This window comes from Parabacteroides sp. B2-S-102, assembly GCF_023656665.1.
GTDB lineage: Bacteria > Bacteroidota > Bacteroidia > Bacteroidales > Tannerellaceae > Parabacteroides > Parabacteroides distasonis.
Map to the genome: position 1 here is coordinate 222,369 of NZ_JAMOKM010000005.1, position 17,531 is coordinate 239,899.

10 protein-coding genes are annotated in these 17,531 nt (G+C 46.5%); 4 read left to right on the forward strand and 6 right to left on the reverse strand.

The window, feature by feature from the left end; translation table 11 throughout:
- Window positions 1-136: 136 nt before the first annotated feature.
- Window positions 137-1,312, reverse strand: a complete 1,176-nt coding sequence (locus NBH07_RS09270; RefSeq protein ID WP_009016496.1) for a DUF4934 domain-containing protein — start codon at window positions 1,310-1,312, stop codon at window positions 137-139.
- Window positions 1,313-1,440: 128 nt separating this feature from the next.
- Here NBH07_RS09270 and ruvB point away from each other — a divergent pair, with 128 nt between their 5' ends.
- On the forward strand, window positions 1,441-2,466 hold the full coding sequence (gene ruvB / locus NBH07_RS09275; RefSeq protein ID WP_010182716.1) for a Holliday junction branch migration DNA helicase RuvB: 1,026 nt from the start codon (window positions 1,441-1,443) through the stop codon (window positions 2,464-2,466).
- 10 nt (window positions 2,467-2,476) lie between these two features.
- A complete protein-coding gene (locus NBH07_RS09280) occupies window positions 2,477-3,973 on the forward strand; it encodes a lipopolysaccharide biosynthesis protein (RefSeq protein ID WP_009016494.1) in 1,497 nt (498 codons plus the stop codon).
- On the opposite strand, the gene NBH07_RS09285 is transcribed toward NBH07_RS09280, so the two are convergent.
- Window positions 3,970-6,057 (reverse strand): sensor histidine kinase, encoded by a 2,088-nt coding sequence (locus NBH07_RS09285; RefSeq protein WP_009016493.1) that lies wholly within the window; start codon window positions 6,055-6,057, stop codon window positions 3,970-3,972. The genes NBH07_RS09280 and NBH07_RS09285 overlap by 4 nt on opposite strands.
- A 138-nt stretch (window positions 6,058-6,195) precedes the next feature.
- On the opposite strand from NBH07_RS09285, the gene NBH07_RS09290 reads away from it, so the two are divergent.
- Window positions 6,196-7,554 (forward strand): TIGR00341 family protein, encoded by a 1,359-nt coding sequence (locus tag NBH07_RS09290; protein ID WP_009016492.1) that lies wholly within the window; start codon window positions 6,196-6,198, stop codon window positions 7,552-7,554.
- A gap of 29 nt (window positions 7,555-7,583) precedes the next feature.
- Window positions 7,584-9,716, forward strand: a complete 2,133-nt coding sequence (gene dpp7, locus NBH07_RS09295; protein WP_009275523.1) for a dipeptidyl-peptidase Dpp7 — start codon at window positions 7,584-7,586, stop codon at window positions 9,714-9,716.
- A 116-nt stretch (window positions 9,717-9,832) separates the two neighbouring features.
- Here the strand turns inward: dpp7 and NBH07_RS09300 are convergent, their stop codons facing one another.
- From NBH07_RS09300 to NBH07_RS09315, 4 genes are all read right to left on the reverse strand, one after another.
- On the reverse strand, window positions 9,833-11,002 hold the full coding sequence (locus NBH07_RS09300) for a C1 family peptidase (RefSeq protein ID WP_005860557.1): 1,170 nt from the start codon (window positions 11,000-11,002) through the stop codon (window positions 9,833-9,835).
- A gap of 73 nt (window positions 11,003-11,075) precedes the next feature.
- On the reverse strand, window positions 11,076-12,686 hold the full coding sequence (locus tag NBH07_RS09305) for a dipeptidase (protein WP_005860559.1): 1,611 nt from the start codon (window positions 12,684-12,686) through the stop codon (window positions 11,076-11,078).
- 247 nt (window positions 12,687-12,933) lie between these two features.
- On the reverse strand, window positions 12,934-14,301 hold the full coding sequence (locus NBH07_RS09310) for a TolC family protein (RefSeq protein ID WP_250833502.1): 1,368 nt from the start codon (window positions 14,299-14,301) through the stop codon (window positions 12,934-12,936).
- Between the two features lie 38 nt (window positions 14,302-14,339).
- Window positions 14,340-17,522 carry an efflux RND transporter permease subunit gene (locus tag NBH07_RS09315; RefSeq protein ID WP_005860563.1) on the reverse strand — a complete coding sequence of 1,061 codons (3,183 nt, stop codon included), beginning with the start codon at window positions 17,520-17,522 and terminating at the stop codon, window positions 14,340-14,342.
- Window positions 17,523-17,531: the final 9 nt, after the last annotated feature.

The window sequence follows — 17,531 nt, forward strand, 5'->3', positions numbered from 1 at the left end:
TCGGATTTCCGTAAAAACACGTACATGTTTTCACGGATTCACGTACGTGTTTTTGGGAATTCACGTACGTGTTTTCCGAAAAACATGTACGAATAAAAAACAAGTCTGGAAAAATAGACAATAAGTAAGAAGTTTTTTACTCCTTATACTTAGCCACCATAATCACGGGGTTGGATTCCTCATTCAATCCCGCTGCGATCTCATTCAATCGGCCTTTCAGCTTACCTTTCTCGTAGGCTTCCACCAACTCATTGGCTTCTAGTTTCTTTATGAAAGCGATCCCATCGTTATTGATGATCTTTAGTATTCCGTGTTCGTACCACATATTAACGGGTGTCTGATCTACGAAATCGTTATTATATACGACACACTCAAAGATAGCGTCCTCTTGTTTATCATATACCAAGTCGGTTCTGGGGAATCCGGTTTCTTTCTCAAAATCCCATTGTTTCTTTGTTGTTTGCATGAAATAATACCGGTCGGTAAGAATACTTGGATAAAGAAATACTTCCGGGGCCATAGAGCGGATAGGTGGAGTCCTTACGATAAAGGGTTTGATAGAGTGATCTTGCGAATAACTATAAATCGTATCTGTAGATGGCTCTACTAAAACCCAACTTCCATTTTGGGAAATTAATTCGGTATTACGAGGTCCCGCGGCCCAACCTCCTTTCGATAAAAACGGTGATATCTTATGCTCATAAGGGAGTTCGATTTCCTTGACAATGCTCCCGTCTTGTTTGGACAGGAGCCAAAATGCGCTTTTTCTCAGATTTATATAATTGCCAATCTCATCGTAGCAGATTAAGTTGTCTTGATCGAAATTGTATGTCTTCCCGCTATTGAAATTAAAATCTTTATCGTACTTTAAAGTTCGCTTAAAGTTTCCGGACAGGTCGTATACGATAAACTGGCTCGAGTAGTAGTTGTTGATAAACAGCTCACCTTTCTCCTCATCGAGGGCAATAGACCCGATATTCGTGTATTCTTGGCTACCTTGGCCGCTGCGGTTGATTTTTCTCTGGCCTTTTCCGGTCCGGTCGAAGATAAATATATCTCCGTCTTGTCCGTTCTTGTTTCTAAGGATTATGAGATTTTTGCCGATGGCTTGCATGCTGGCTGAGGTTATGAATTCCTCATTCGTTTCTAATGGGATGTATTCCACATCCAAAAAGTCTTGAAGAATCAGTTCCTTCTTCGGATAATTTGCCGTGATATCCACGGTTAAAAAGTCGTTAGCCGGTTGCTTGCCACTTTCGCATCCCGTTATCAGGAACAGGATCATCGCAGAGATTGTGAGTATAAGTTTCATGGTAGTATGTTTTTAAAGGTGTTCTTTTAGCAAACATATGCTTTTCTCACTGTCAGAAAAATATTTTATACATCTATTTTCGTGAATGTGTTGTTTAACATTATCTTTGCAAGTCAATGAACGTGAATATGGAAGATGATTTTGATATAAGGGATGCCCGGATGCCGGAAAACGAGCGAGAGTACGAGAACGTGCTTCGGCCGCTTTCGCTCCGTGACTTCAGCGGGCAGGCGAAGGTGGTGGAGAACCTGAAGGTGTTCGTCATGGCTGCCCGCATGCGTAAGGAGGCGCTGGATCATGTGCTTTTGCATGGACCTCCCGGGTTGGGAAAGACGACGTTGTCGAATATTATAGCGAACGAGTTGGGGGTTGGTTTCAAGGTCACGTCGGGGCCGGTGCTGGATAAACCGGGAGATCTGGCCGGGGTATTGACCTCGCTGGAGAAGAACGACGTGCTTTTTATCGATGAGATTCACCGGCTGAGCCCGATCGTGGAGGAATACCTGTATTCCGCTATGGAGGATTACCGGATCGATATCGTGATCGATAAAGGACCGAGCGCCCGCTCGATACAGATCGATTTGGCTCCGTTTACATTGATTGGCGCTACGACCCGTAGCGGCTTGCTGACTAGTCCGCTGCGTGCCCGTTTCGGTATCAATATGCACTTGGAGTATTATGATATGGAGACGCTGACGAAGATCGTGCTCCGTAGTGCTAATATCTTGAATGTAAAATGTGAGTTGAACGCCGCTAGGGAGATCGCTTCCCGTAGCCGGGGTACGCCTCGTATCGCCAACGCTTTATTGCGCCGTGTGCGTGATTTCGCTCAAGTGAAGGGGAACGGAGATATCGATAAGGCGATCGCTTGCTTCTCTTTGGAGGCGTTGAATATAGATCGGTATGGCTTGGATCAGATCGATAATAAGTTGCTGACGACGATCATTGATAAATTCCAGGGAGGCCCGGTCGGATTAACGACGATCGCCACGGCTTTGGGCGAGGACCCCGGAACGCTAGAAGAAGTGTACGAGCCTTTCTTGATCAAAGAGGGCTTTATCAAACGCACGCCCCGTGGCCGTGAGGTCACCGATTTAGCTTATACCCATCTGGGACGTAGCCGGGTGGGGGAACAAGGTTTTTTATTTGATTAGACAGATAGATATGGCAGGAGGAATGAAGCGGCTCGCTAAAGAGACAGCCGTTTATGGATTGAGTAGTATAGTGGGGCGTTTCCTGAATTGGATGTTGGTGCCGATGTACACACGTGTGTTGGCCGGAACAGGGGATTATGGGATCGTGACGAATTTATATGGTTGGACAGCCCTGTTGCTGGTCTTGCTTACTTATGGCATGGAGACGGGGTTCTTCCGTTTCATCAATAAGAAAGAGGAGCAAGAGCCGATGCGGGTGTATGCTTCCGTGCTGTATTGCTTGCTGGGAAGTTCGGCGCTGTTTAGCGTAGCGGTTTTCGCCTTATTGCCATCTATTAGCGCCGGCTTGGGATATGGCGACCATCCGGAGTATATCGGGATGATGGCGGGTATCGTGGCGGTAGACGCTTTTTGTTGCATTCCGTTCGCTTATCTTCGGTATAAGGGGAAAGCATGGCGTTTCGCCGGGATTAAGTTGCTGAGTATTTTCTTGAATATTATCTTGAATATATTCTTCTTGATCACTTGTCCGTGGTTGCATACGCACTATCCGGAGGCGATAAGCTGGTTCTATCGTCCGGATTATGGGGTAGGCTATGTATTCGTGGCGAACGTGTTTACGACACTGATAACCTTATTGCTTTTGATCCCGGATATCTTGCCGGGCATATGGGCGAGAGTAGACGGAACGGTATTGAAACAAATCTTGCGTTATTCCTTCCCGATCCTCATTCTAGGTATTGCCGGTATCTTTAACCAGACGGCAGATAAGATCCTGTTTCCATTCTTGTTTGATGATAAGGAGTATGCGAATGAGCAATTGGGTATATACGGCGCATGCTTCAAGATCGCCGTGGTGATGGTGATGTTCACGCAGGCTTTCCGGTATGCCTATGAGCCGTTTATTTTCGCTAAAAACAAGAGCGATGATAATAAGAAAGCCTACTCGGAAGCGATGAAATATTTCATCATATTCGCCTTGTTTATCTTCCTCGGGGTAATGTTCTATATCGATATCTTGAAGTACTTTGTCGGGCCGGCCTATTATCCCGGATTACGGGTGGTGCCGATCGTGATGTTGGGCGAGTTGTTCTTCGGTATTTATTTCAACCTCTCCTTATGGTATAAGCTGATCGACCAGACACGATGGGGCGCCTATTTCTCCACGATCGGATGTGTGGCCACGGTCTCTATCATCTTGCTGTTCGGTCCCTCGTACGGTTATATGGCTTGTGCGTGGGCATCGTTCTTTTGTAATTTATTGATGATGCTTTTATCCTATTTTGTAGGACAAAAGAAATTCCCGATCGAGTACGACTTGAAATCTGCGTTTCTTTATTTCGGAGTGGCGACGGTGTTATACGTGGCAGGCATGGCACTGCCGATACAGTCTGAATGGCTCCGGTTGGGATACCGTACGATCTTATTAGGCGTATTCATCGCGTTTATGGTTAAAAGGGATTTACCTTTACGAGAACTCCCGTACGTAGGACGTTTCTTTCGTTAATCGGTAGGTTCGGACGGCTTGGACGGCGTGGCGATTGGCATCGTGATAACGAAGCGTGAGCCTTTCGTATAAGACGGATCTGTCTTTATCTTACCGTTTAGCCGGTTAACGATCAAGCGACATAGGTAAAGCCCCAGGCCAGAGCCGGGAATGAAATCATTGGTCTTCGTGAAACGCTCGAATATCCATTCCTGTTTGTCTTGAGGGATGCCGCAACCCGTATCTGTTACCGACAGGGTCACTAAATTGGCTCCGCTATCCAGATGGTATGAAAGTGTGATGCTTCCTTTCTCCGTGAATTTATTTGCGTTTGCCAGCAGATGTGAGATGATCAAGCTGAAATAAGCGCGGTTGGTCAAGATCATATCATTCTCCTTATCGCCTTCCACCACATAGTTGATCTCCGGCTTCTCTTGATATTTCTTTACCTGTTGCATCTCATGTAAACAAAGCTCATGGATTCGTGTGGGAACAAGAGGAAGGGAATCATTGCCGCTATCGAGCTGGGCGATCTCAAGGAGATTGTTCAGCATGGAAGTCAAGTGGTAACAGTTTTCATAGATAATACGGCTGAAAGCCTGTTTCTCGTCCATGGAGATATCGTCGTTGGTGATGAGTTCCGAGAAACCGTTGATCGCGTTTAAGGGAGTCCGTATCTCATGCGACATATTCCGGATGAAGGCGGTCTTCATCTCCTCGCTCTCTTGTGCTTTCCGGTTCGCTATCAAGACCTGCTCGTTGGATTTCTGTAATGCTTGATAAAGAGATCTCATCTTGCCTAACCGGAAAAAGATATAGAACACGGCGCATAAGGCTAGAAGCAATAGGGATATATATAGGTAATTCTCCTTCTTGCTTTTCTGCAATTCCAATTCCAATGATTTCTTTTCGATCACCAACTTGTTCGCCCCTTTCTCGATCTCGAGATTCTCCATTTTCTTCCGGAGTTCTTGCATACGCAAGGTATCTAGCAATACCGCATACTCTTTGGATGTCTCATAGGCCTCCTTGTACATCCGGAGGCTGTCGTAGGCGGCGGCTTTCGCGGATACATAGGCGATTACATGCTCCTTGTAAAGCGGTATTTGTTTGGAGAAATTGATCAAGGAGTCGCTGAACTCGATGAATTTCTTATAGTCCTTGATGCCTAGGTAATAATTCGCTGAGGTATAATAAAGCTCATATTCCGGTATGGCGCTGGCTGATTCCGGATAAGCCTTCAACAGATTCATGAACTCACGGTAATAGGAGGTCGCCAAATCTTTTCCGATAGCCTCGGCGCTAATGGCAAGGTTTGAATAAGCGCTTAATAAATGGCGTTTGTTGATCGCGTAAGGACGTTTCCTCATCTCCGGGATATTAGAGTAGCCCAAGATCGTGTTTAGGTAACGGGTCGCATACCGTCCCCGTTCTTGGGAGTCGCTCGCATAAGCGCATAGCATGAAATAGGTATTAGGCAGGAAATTGTATGCGTATCGTATGGGTAGTTTCTCCGCCGTGGTCAGGACATTATCGAAATATTCTTTCCCTTGCTTGAAGTCCTCCTTAAGCATGTTCTCCTCCATGACGCTGTTGCTGACAGCCATACCAAGTACATAATTGCAGGCTATTTTCTCATAGGGAGACAATTTGTCGGGTTCCTCCAGCTTGAATAGGCAATTCATGAGGACTTTCCTTCTTGGTTCACCGGATGTGTAGAATATGACGCGCGTATCTTGGATCATTTTCATGAACGATACGAGGCTGGTTCTGGCTTCTCCTTTTAGCTCCTGCTCGGCTTTGGCGATATAGACATTTGCGCTATCGGTTTGGTCCGTGTTGATATAATGCCGGAGAATCTCGGTCAATGCCGCTTCCTTATAGTAATTGTCATTCGCTTTTAAGGCTTCCTGATAGAGTTGTTTAGCGTTTACTAATATGTCATCGTTTCGTGAGATATCCATCAAGTTGGCGAGGATTTCCAGCCTTGTGCGCTCGGAGGTCGTTTTTTGCAAGGCGCTTTTAAGCGAGTCTGGTGTAGTCGTTTGAGATGAAACGACAAAGGACATAAATAATAAGCATAAATGTATTAGATATCGTTTCATACAAATAGAATCTCTTGTTGTGTTTATTGTATTACAAATGCAAATATACGTAATCTCACCATAAAAAAGCTATTAAATAGTTAGAAAAACAAACAATTGAAATATCTTTGCATAAATATGGGACAAGATTAATACCGCATGGAAAAAGGATTGCTACATAAACAGATTATGGATTTTTTTGTCCGTAATTTCGACGTCAGGCAGGACAAAGAGGATGAACTGGACACGATAGAATCTATTAAGAAGGGAGTCGAATTTAAGGGGACAAATTTATGGGTACTTATTTTCGCTACATTTGTGGCCTCTCTCGGATTGAATACGAACTCTACGGCCGTGATTATCGGCGCCATGCTGATCTCGCCGTTGATGGGACCGATCATGGGATTCGGCTTGGGATTGGGAATCTCCGATTTCGAGTTGATCAAGCGTTCGTTCCGTAATTTCGCTACCGCTACTATTTTTAGCGTGATTACCTCCACCTTATATTTCTTGATCTCACCGATCAGCGAGGCGCAAAGCGAGTTGCTTGCCCGTACGCAACCTACGGTATACGATGTATTGATCGCTTTCTTCGGCGGTCTGGCCGGAATCGTGGCGAGCTCGACAAAGAGTAAGGGTAACGTGATTCCGGGTGTAGCTATCGCTACGGCTTTGATGCCTCCGCTTTGTACGGCTGGATTCGGGTTGGCGAGTGGCAATTTGTATTACTTTTTCGGTGCTTTTTATCTGTATTTTATCAATACGGTTTTTATCAGTTTGGCTACGTTTGTCGTCGTTCGTTTGTTGAAATATCCGAAGAAAGTTTTCTTGGATAAACAACGGGAAAAGATCGTGACTCGTTACGTGGGTATCATTGTTTTTTTCACGATCGTGCCGAGCCTTTTCTTGAGTTATAACTTGATCCGGAGTAGTTATTTCAATGATCGGGTACGTAACTTCGTATCGGAGGAGTTGACTTTCCCGAATACGCAAATCTTGAATAAGGTCGTTACGGATACGAGCGAGAAAAAGGAGGTGAAAGTAGTCTTGATCGGCCAGACGGTACCGGATGAGATGATCGCTAACGCCCGGGCTAAATTGCCTAAGTATGGATTGAAAGATGTGCATTTAGTCGTGCAACAAGGCTTCGGACAAGAGGCCACGGATATCAATGAGTTGAAAAGCCTCTTGATGCAGGATTTATATAAGAATAGCGAGGAGGTGCTACGTGCGCAGACCATCCAGATAGATTCGTTAAAACGACAGGTTGACAAATATCAGAGTTATAGGCGTTTGACATCCGAGTTGATCCCGGAGATGAAGGTTCTTTTCCCCTATGTAGTCGAGGCTTCTTGCTCGAATACGTATATCGTGAATACGGAGACGGCGAAGCCGGATACGGTTATGCTGGTTTATCTGAAAAGTAAGACGATCATTAAAGATGCGGAACGTAAGAAGATCAAGGAATGGCTGTCGGCTCGTGTGGAAATGAAAAATATTAAATTACTAATCGAATAATTTAGACTAATCAGAGTAGAATGAAGTTGATGAAAAGAGTGTGGGCGGCTTTGTTGCTTTTAGCCGCTTCCGGCCAGTTATATGCCGATGAGGGCATGTGGGTGCTGAAGGAATTAAATAAGCAGAATTTGGCGAGAATGGCCGAGTTGGGTTTTACCCCATCCTATGATCAGTTGTATAGTGAGACGGATCCTTGCGTGGCGAACGCCGTGGTAATCTTCGGTGGGGGATGTACCGGTATTACGGTCTCTAACGAGGGATTGATCTTCACGAATCACCATTGTGGTTTCGGAGCCATCCAGCAGTTGAGTAGTGTGGAGCACGACTATCTGAAAGATGGTTTTGTCTCTCAAAGTAAACAGGAAGAACTTCCGGTTCCAGGCTTGACAGTACGTTACCTGAAAGAGACCGTAGACGTGAGCGATCGTATCAACAGCCAGATCTCCGGTATCGAGGATGAGTTCCAGCGTTTGTCGGCGGCTGATTCTATCGGTCGTGTGATTTGTGATTCCGTGGGAAATAATGAGTTCCTAGCGGCTGATGTTGTTCCTTTCTATAGCAATAATAAATATTTCTTGGTGGTGTACGATGTTTATCGTGACGTGCGTATGGTTTTCGCTCCGCCTAGCTCTATCGGTAAGTTCGGTGGCGATACGGATAACTGGATGTGGCCTCGGCATACCGGTGATTTTTCCGTATTCCGTGTGTACGCCAACGCGGATAATAAACCGGCGGAATACAATGCGGATAATAAGCCTTATACCCCGAGATATGTAGCGGAGGTGTCTATGCAAGGCTATCAAGATAAAGATTATGCCATGACAATCGGTTTTCCGGGAAGCACGGATCGTTATTTGTGCTCTTGGGGCGTGCAACAGCGTATCGAGAATAGTAATAAGCCCCGTATCGAGGTGCGTGGCATCAAGCAGGGCATCTGGAAAGAGGCGATGTTGGCTAGCGACGCCGTACGTATCAAATATGCCTCTAAGTATGCGGGAAGCTCCAATTATTGGAAGAACTCGATCGGTATGAATAAAGGATTGGCGAATCTAAACGTGATCGAACGTAAACGTGCGGAGGAGACGGCCTTCGCTGATTGGGTAGCGAAAGATCAGGCCCGGGGCGCTAAATATGGCGAGGTCTTGAATTTGCTGGAAAAAGGATATACCTCGACCAATAAATATAGAGAGGCTTTGACCTATTTGAATGAGGCGTTTTCTAGTGGAGCGGAGATTATTCGTTTGGCCCGTATGGTGCAATCGGTGGATATTGAAGGAGCTACCCCGGAAGAGATTACTGTCTTTTTAGAGGATCGTATCCAACCGTTCTTCAAGGATTACGAGCCGTCTTTGGATCAGAAGGTACTGGCCGCGATGATGAAGATCGCGAAAGAACGTGTATCTCCGGAGTTCTTGCCGGATATTTATACGAGCGTTGATAAGAAGTATAAAGGAAATTATGAGAAATATGCGGCGGATGTATTTAAGAAGACTTCCTTATTGTCGTACGACAAGATCGCCGAGATGTTGAGAAATCCGAAGCAATATGAGAAATTGAGAAAAGATCCGGCGGCGGAACTGAGCTTGTCCGTATTGGTGTCTATCTTCCAGTTACAGCAGTTGATGGGTGATGCGGAGTATGATATCGCTAAGGGAGAACGTTTGTATTTCGCGGGCTTGAAGGAGATGTATCCGGAGAAAGCTTTGTCTTCCGACGCTAATTTCACGATGCGTTTGAGCTATGGTTCTATCGGAGGGTATCGTCCTTATGATGCCGCATGGTACAATTATTACTCAACGGATAAAGGTATCCTAGAGAAAGAGGACCCGACGAGCGATGAGTTCTGGGTACAACCGGAGATACTGGATCTGGTTCGTAGCCGTGATTTCGGACCTTACGCGAATGAAAAAGGGGAATTGCAGCTGTGCTTCCTCTCGAACAATGATATCACGGGTGGTAATTCCGGTAGCCCGGTATTCGATAAAAACGCCCGTTTGATCGGACTTGCTTTCGACGGTAACTGGGAGGCGATGAGTGGTGATATCGCTTTTGAACCGGATTTGCAACGTTGCATCGGCGTAGATATCCGCTATGTCCTTTTCATGATCGATAAATGGGGTAAATGCCCGAGGTTGATTGAGGAGTTGAAGCTGGTTCGATGAGAGAAAAAAGAGATGGGCATCCGTGATTTCCGCAGATGCCCATTCTAAGGAGCTTATGATGCCCATCGTAAGGAGCTTTGAATGCCTATTGTAAGCGCCTTACGATGGGCATTGTACTAAATGCCTAATTTAGACTTGATTGCTTTCGGTATTGCGTCCTTATGCACCATGATGTAAATCGTCTTGGCACGGACAAAGCTATCTGACATGTTGAGGTAACCGCCGAATGTATTACGTTCGGTTCCCCAAGAGTTCTTCGTGATATAATATTTCGTGCCGTTTTGATCCTTGGCGATGCCGGTAAGGTGCATCAAATGGTCATCGGTCGTGACGAACGCCTCGAAGCCTTCTTGACGGACCTGCGGGGTGACGTTTACTTCCGGGAAAGGTTTCTCGAATTTGTAGACTTCCTCCAGACGTTCCTTCTCGTCCATTTTCTCGAAGCGGGCACGGTCAGTAGTCGAGTAATCTTCCACCTTCTTTACCTCCGGGTTGATCGCCACGCCATTCTTGAAAGAGAAGCCTTTCTCGCTCACGTCGCCATCCCAGCATACCGTGTAACCGTTATTCAACGCATAATCCGCTACTTCCATCATTTCATTCAATGGTAGGTTATACATTTGCGCATGCTCCCAGTTATCGGGAACCTCTACCTCGAATTTCTGGTAATACGGATGATGCGTGAAGCTTGTCAGCTCGATATAATCGTCCATATTCAACCCTAGGGAGGCGGCGAATGTCTTCGGGGTATATTCCTTGCCTTGATAGGTGAATTTCTCCGGAAGCTTGCCTAGGTAGGTATCGAATAGGTTATCGATTAGTTTGTAATATTCCGGGCTCCGTTTTTTCATATCCACGGCGGTCGTTGCGATCGCCTTGATGTATTTTACCATCTCGGCATGATTGTGCCGGTCGGAATCGTAGTTGATACCCGAGTACACCTCTTCAGGAACGATACCTACTTGGTTGAAAGCGTTCATGAAGGTGTGGGAGAGACTTCCTTGACCGATATTACCTCTACCTTGGCGGACATAATTATCCTGCAACTGGTTCATGTATTTCTGGCGGACGATAAACATCTCGGAGAGATCGTACGTCCCTTTTCCCATACGGAGTAATTCGGACTCCATGAAAGAGGTCGTGGCGAAACACCAGCAGGTTCCCGTGGATGCTTGATTCTTGACTGGCGTGGCGGGTACCTTTACTACATCCGTAAATTGGTAGCCTTGGGCGAATGTGCTCAAGGAACCTAACGCTAAGGCGCATGATAGAATGAATGTTCTCATTGTATATGAATTTAAGTTTATATTATTATTGTAGAGACGGGGCGTGCCTCGTCTTTACTATCGGATGTGGTGATTAGAAGCCTCTTTCGAATTGGGTCCAGAATGAGTCTCCCATTTCTCTCCAGCGTAGCATCGTGGCTCCGGCGAAATCGGCGGTATATCCGGTTAGGTATTCTTTTGCGGCCTCCTCACCTTGTTGGGTAAGAATCTCTTTGTAACGGCTCTCTACGAAAGGAAGTTCTGTCTGCCCTTTCTCCGTAAAATGGGCGATAGATGCTTTCATACGATCTTTAGTCGCTCCCCAACGTACGGTAGCGAGTTTGTTGGCACGACGGAAAGCCCATACGGCGGCATCTTCCCGGTAACGGTGCTGTCCGCAAACCTTGAAGCAAGCCGGGAGATCTTTCGTCCCACAGAAGATGGGGATGCGGGGGCTTTGTCCGGGATTATCATAGGCCATCCAAACCACGCCGCCTACCGCGTCGGGCAGCCAGTCACGCAATTGGATCACGGTAGAGTAGGAGCATTGCGGCACGGCTACAAGGCGGTAGCGTTTCACGGCATCCGGTCTGAGTCCGTTTAACATGTTTACCATATCCGTAGTCATCCACGGATTCGCTACCGGGCTGATAATGGTATCTGTCTCGTTACTATCTTTTTTCTTGACGGCGACTTTCAGGTTCTTCGTCATATCATATTCCGTCCCCTCATACGTCTCGGAGAGAAGGGCCATCACGTCGGTCACGTCAACCGGTTTTTCCGGTTTTACGCTGATCGGAAGTTCCTCGGCATCATAAGAAAGATGCAAGGATGGCGCCAGCTTATTCAAAATGAAAAACTCACGGATGCTGAAGGATTTCAATTCTCCCGAATAGTTCCCGCCGCCATAGGCCTCCCAGAAGCGGAACGGTTTCTTCCCGTCCCAGAAGCCCATGCGCTTGGCTACCTCGAATACGTTGGCGGAAGCCATGCAATTCTCCTTGTCGCTCGGATCTACCTTGGAGATACGGGGGATATTGGCCGATACGCCCACATGATCGTCGGGGATGCGGATCGCCGCCCATACGCCACCGATCTTATCCGGACCCTCGCCGAAGACCTCGAAATGCCATACCTCTTTCGGATCCGCTATCGTAAGGCACTCGCCCCAGTCGCCATATCCGTATTTCTCGATCAACTCGCCCATTAAGCGGATCGCGTCACGGGCGGTCGTGCAACGTTGCAAGGCGATTCGCTGAAGTTCCTCGATCATGAACATACCTTTCTTGTTGACAAGGGCTTTCCGGCCGGTGATCGTTGTTTCCCCGATGCCTAGTTGCTTCTCGTTCAGGCAAGGATAGGCCGTGTTGAGGAATTGATACGTAGACCGCGCTTCGGGTAGCGTTCCTTTTGCGATCATCCCCCGGGTTCCCTCGGCGTATTCGGTATGCATACGTCCGGTATAGACTGTGGTTGTCGTATCGTGATCGTACGAGGCGGAAGGTACGATATCCATCCAAGTGCGGTAATTGCTATCGCAGGTGTGGCTGGTCATCACGGAACCATCCGCCGAGGCTTTTTTCCCGACCATGATACTCGTACAACTCTCCGGGTTTAACACCGGCTCCGGATACTGGATCTGTTGCGCCACGGAAACGGATAGGCTGGCGTAAAGCATGATTACATAGGTAAAAAGTTTTTTCATCTTTCTTGTATTTTAAATGTTTGTATCAATTGTCCGAGAAGATTTTTATGACCGTAAATATACGATTTATTTGTTAATTCTTGAATACGATACGACTATAAGCATGGTATAAGACGGAACAAGTCTACTAAAGTCATGAAATTATATATTAGGTGAAAGTGAGAGCGTGCTAAGAAAGGCGGATTGCCCTAAAATCACTTTCTGGGCAATCCTATAGGTTATTTCAAATATGAATAAAACGAATGGCCTATTCACGTCCTCCGCCTAAGGCTTGATAGAGGTTAATAACCCCTTGGATTTCCGTGAAACGATTAGCCACTTGGGTTAGTTGGGCATTTAATAATCCTTGTTGTGCTGTGAGTACTTCTAGATAGGTTGTCGTTCCGTGCTGCATAAGTAGGGAGGTACTTTTATAGGCTCTTTCGAGAGACTCTATCTGTTTTTCAAAGTACACAGCCTTGTCACGTGCTGTATGATATTGCACCAAAGCATCGTTAACCTCGGTTCCTGCGTTCAGTAAAGCTTGCTCAAAACTCAACCGGGCCTCTTCTTGTTGCGCTTTGGTGATTTTCAGTTGTCCTAGAAGTTGTCCTCTGGCAAAAAGTGGCTGGGTGAGTGAGCCTACTGCCGAGGCCAGAAACTTACCCGGATTGGTGATGACTGCACCTGCCGAGTTAGTCCAGCCGGCCGAACCACTTAGGGTAATAGAGGGATAAAAAGCGGAACGGGCTTGATTAGTGGCGTAAAATGCACTTTCCAGAGCATGTTCCGCTGCCCTTACATCAGGGCGGTTTGATAATAAATAGACGGGTATGCCTACTGAGAAATGTTTCGGCAGTTGCTGGTTTTCCAATTCACCTCTTTGTATGGTATGAGGTGTATCAGCCAGTAACAATACAAGGCTGTTCTCTACCTGATTGATTTGTTCTTTCAGGTCGAGGATGGATGTACAGATGCTGTAGTACGTAGCTTCCATTTGGGAAACAGCTGTTTCGTTTACTATGCCTGCATTCATTAAGGCACGGGTGGAATTGACCGTCTCTTTCCAGGAGGAAGCGGTTTGCTCTGAGATCTTCAACTGAGCATCCAGCATAAGCAGGGAATAATAAGTATTAGCTATTCCGGCGATTAGCTGTGTACGTACCGCTTGCCGATAATCTTGACTTTGTGCGTAAAGAGCTTGCGCCTGCTTTTTGGTATTGCGCATTTTACCAAATATATCCAGTTCCCAACTGGCTGTTATCGGAATCGAATAAGTCTGTGTAGCCTTATGGGAGTCGAAACTGCTCACCGCTCCTTGAGGAGCGAAAGCGAAGGCAGGCAGGAAAGCTAGCTTGGCTGACAGTAAAGCTGCTTCAGCCTCCTCTACACGGAGTTGTGCGGAACGATAGTCTGTGTTGTTTGCTAGGCCATGCTCAATGAGTGTTTGGAGCTGCGGGTCGGTGAAGACCTCCCGCCAGCTCATGTCTCCCAAGGATACAGTATCCGTTTGAGCGGTGGCCTCTGAGCCGTACAGATCTGCGGAAACCTCAGAAGCCGGTTTGTATTTTGTATATATACCACAGCTGTTTAACATAACGCATGATACAGCTAGTGTGATGATATGTCGTTTCATTCTTTTTCTATAATTGTAATTAATGGGATTCTCCCGATTTATTTATGATTCTCGCGTTCGTTTGCGCTCTTTTCTTGCTCTTGCAATACTTGTAGGTCTGCCTCTACTTCCATCGGCTTGCGGATCTTCTCTTGTAAGAACTCGAAAGCGATGTAGAATACTGGTACAACGAAAAGCAAGGCCAATGTACCGATAGCCATACCGCCGACTACACCAGTACCCAACGAGGAGTTACCGTTGGCGCCGGCTCCACTCGCAAACATCAACGGAAGCATACCGAAGATCATCGTCAATACGGTCATCAAGATAGGACGCAGACGTACTTGGGCGGCGGAGTAGGCTGATTCGATAATACCCATGCCCTTCCGACGGCGTTCGATGGCATATTCCGTAATCAAAATGGCGGTTTTTGCCAATAGGCCGATTAACATAATTACACCGGTTTGTAGATAGATATTGTTTTCCAATCCGAATAACTTAGCGAAGAGGAATGACCCCATCAATCCGAAAGGTACGGAAAAGATGACAGCGAACGGGATTAGGAAACTTTCGTATAGGCATGCGAGAATCAAGAAAATCAACAGGATACAGATCGCATAGATGAATATAGTCTGTGTACCTCCGGATGCTGCCTCTTCACGCGATATACCTCCATATTCGTAGCCATAACCGGCAGGTAGGCTCTGGTTGGCTACTTCTTTGATTACTTGCTGCACCTCTCCCGTTGAGTAACCCGGAGCTGGGTTCACGTTTACGGTAATGGCACTGAATAGGTTGAAGCGGTTCTCCACTTCTGATCCCATAATCCTCTTAAGAGTGACGAACTGACTGATAGGAGCCATCTCCGTCCCGTTGCGTACGAACATATTGTCTAATGCTTGCTCATCGAGACGATATTCAGGAGAGGCTTGCAACATCACGCGATACACTTTACCGAATTGGTTATAGTTGGAAATATAGGCACCACCGCAATAGCTACCGAGAACATCCAATACGGAAGCGGGCGAGATACCGGCTCGTTTACATTTGGCGGCATCTACATCTACAGAGATCTGCGGGAAGTTCATGGCGTAAGAGCTATAGGCCATCGCTATTTCCGGGCGTTGGTTCAAGGCTCCGAGGAATTGTAATACTGAGTTATAGAAAATCGTCTTATCGCCTCCGGTCTTGTCCTGCATGTTCAACTCAATGGAGTTACCCATGCCGTAACCCGGGATCATACTAGTTTGGAAACTAAAGATCTGTGCTTCCTTGATTTGATGGAATTGTGCGTTGAGCCGGGCAATCACCGCATCGGCGGTGTGCTCTTTTCCCTTACGCTCATCCCAGTCTTTCAGTCGGATGATAACCGAACCGTAAGAGGCTCCTTGTCCGGAGATAAGCCCATAACCGGCAATGCGGGCATAATGCTCGATCTCTGGCGTACTTTCCAGGATTTTTTCTATTTTGGCCATTATTAGCTTGTTTTCTTCTAGCGTGCTACCCGGAGCGATGGACATGTTTACCATGATCGCACCTTGGTCTTCTTGAGGGACCAAACTGGTTTTTGTGGTCATCATCATCCAGACCAACAGCACAAGCGTAGCGATTAATGATACCCATACCATCCAACGATGGTGGATGAAAAACATCACGCCTTTCTTATATTTTTCTAGCACAGCGTTGAACGAGGCGTTATAAGCGGCACGTACACGGCCGTTGATACTCTTGGTACTCTTGTTGCCATCGGATGGACGCATCATAATAGCGCAAAGCGCCGGGCAAAGTGTCAAAGCCGAGATCATGGAGATACCAACGGAAGTTGCCATGGTCACACCAAACTGAGTATAGAAAATTCCGGATGTACCTCCCATGAAAGTTACAGGGATGAACACTGCCATAAATACGCAGGTACAAGAAATGATCGCCATGGTAACATCGCCCATGGCATCTTTAGTCGCTTGATAGGGCGACTTATAGCCGACGTCGAATTTCGCCTGTACCGCTTCTACTACGACGATCGCATCATCCACCACCGTACCAATAGCCAATACCAACGCAAAAAGAGTCAAGATGTTGATACTAAATCCTGCCGCAACCAAGCAAGCGAAGGTTCCGACCAATGAGACAATGATCGAGATAGAGGGAATTAACGTACTCTTGAAATCCTGCAAGAAGAAGTAAACCACTAAGATCACGAGAATGATTGCGACGATTAGGGTCTCCACCACATTATAGATAGAGGCGAAGAGGAAGTCATTGGAACTCATCATAGTCATGAAAGAAGTTCCTTTCGGCAGATCCTGCTCAAGTTCGTTCAGCAAGTTGGTGATCTGTTCGTTCACGGCGGTAGCGTTAGAGCCTGCGGTCTGGAAAATCAAGAAGGTTACGGCTGCTTTACCATCCATTTTATTATCGAATCCATAAGTCAAAGTTCCGAGCTCTACATCTGCGATATCCTTTAGCCGTAGGACTGATCCATCATTTTGTGATCGGATGACGATCTCCTTAAATTCGTTGACATCTTTTAGGCGTCCGCGGTATTTCATCGTGTATTGGAATACGTTTTGTGAGTTCTCGCCTAATTGGCCTGTTGGAGCTTCCAGGTTCTGTTCGCCTAGTACGGCAGTTACGTCTGATGGTACCAATCCATATTGAGCCATACGATCCGGCTTGAGCCAAATACGCATACTGTAAGCATCACCTAACATCATCACATCTCCCACACCTTCGATACGTTTGATTTGTGGAATAATGTTAATGTCCAAGTAGTTGGCAAGGAATGTTTGGTCGTAGCGACCATCATCACAGACTAATGCGTCGATCTGTAAGAAACTCGTCTGGCGTTTTTGAGTGGAGACACCAATCTTGGTTACCTCGGCCGGTAGTAAGCCTTGTGCCTTAGAGACTCGGTTCTGCACATTAACCGCTGCCATGTCGGGATCAGTTCCCTGTTTGAAGAATACCTCGATAGTTGCAGTCCCTGCGTTTGTAGCGGTAGAAGTGATGTACATCATATTTTCCACACCATTGATGCTTTCTTCCAAAGGCATGATGACACTGTTCATCACAGCGTTGGCATCTGCGCCGGTATAGGTAGCTGATACATTTACTGTTGGCGGAGCGATATTCGGATATTGCTCAACAGGTAACGAGAAAAGCGAAATCAGCCCGACTACCAAGATCAGGATGGAAATGGATATAGCCATAACAGGCCGTTTGATAAATATATTCCCTTTCATAATGCACTG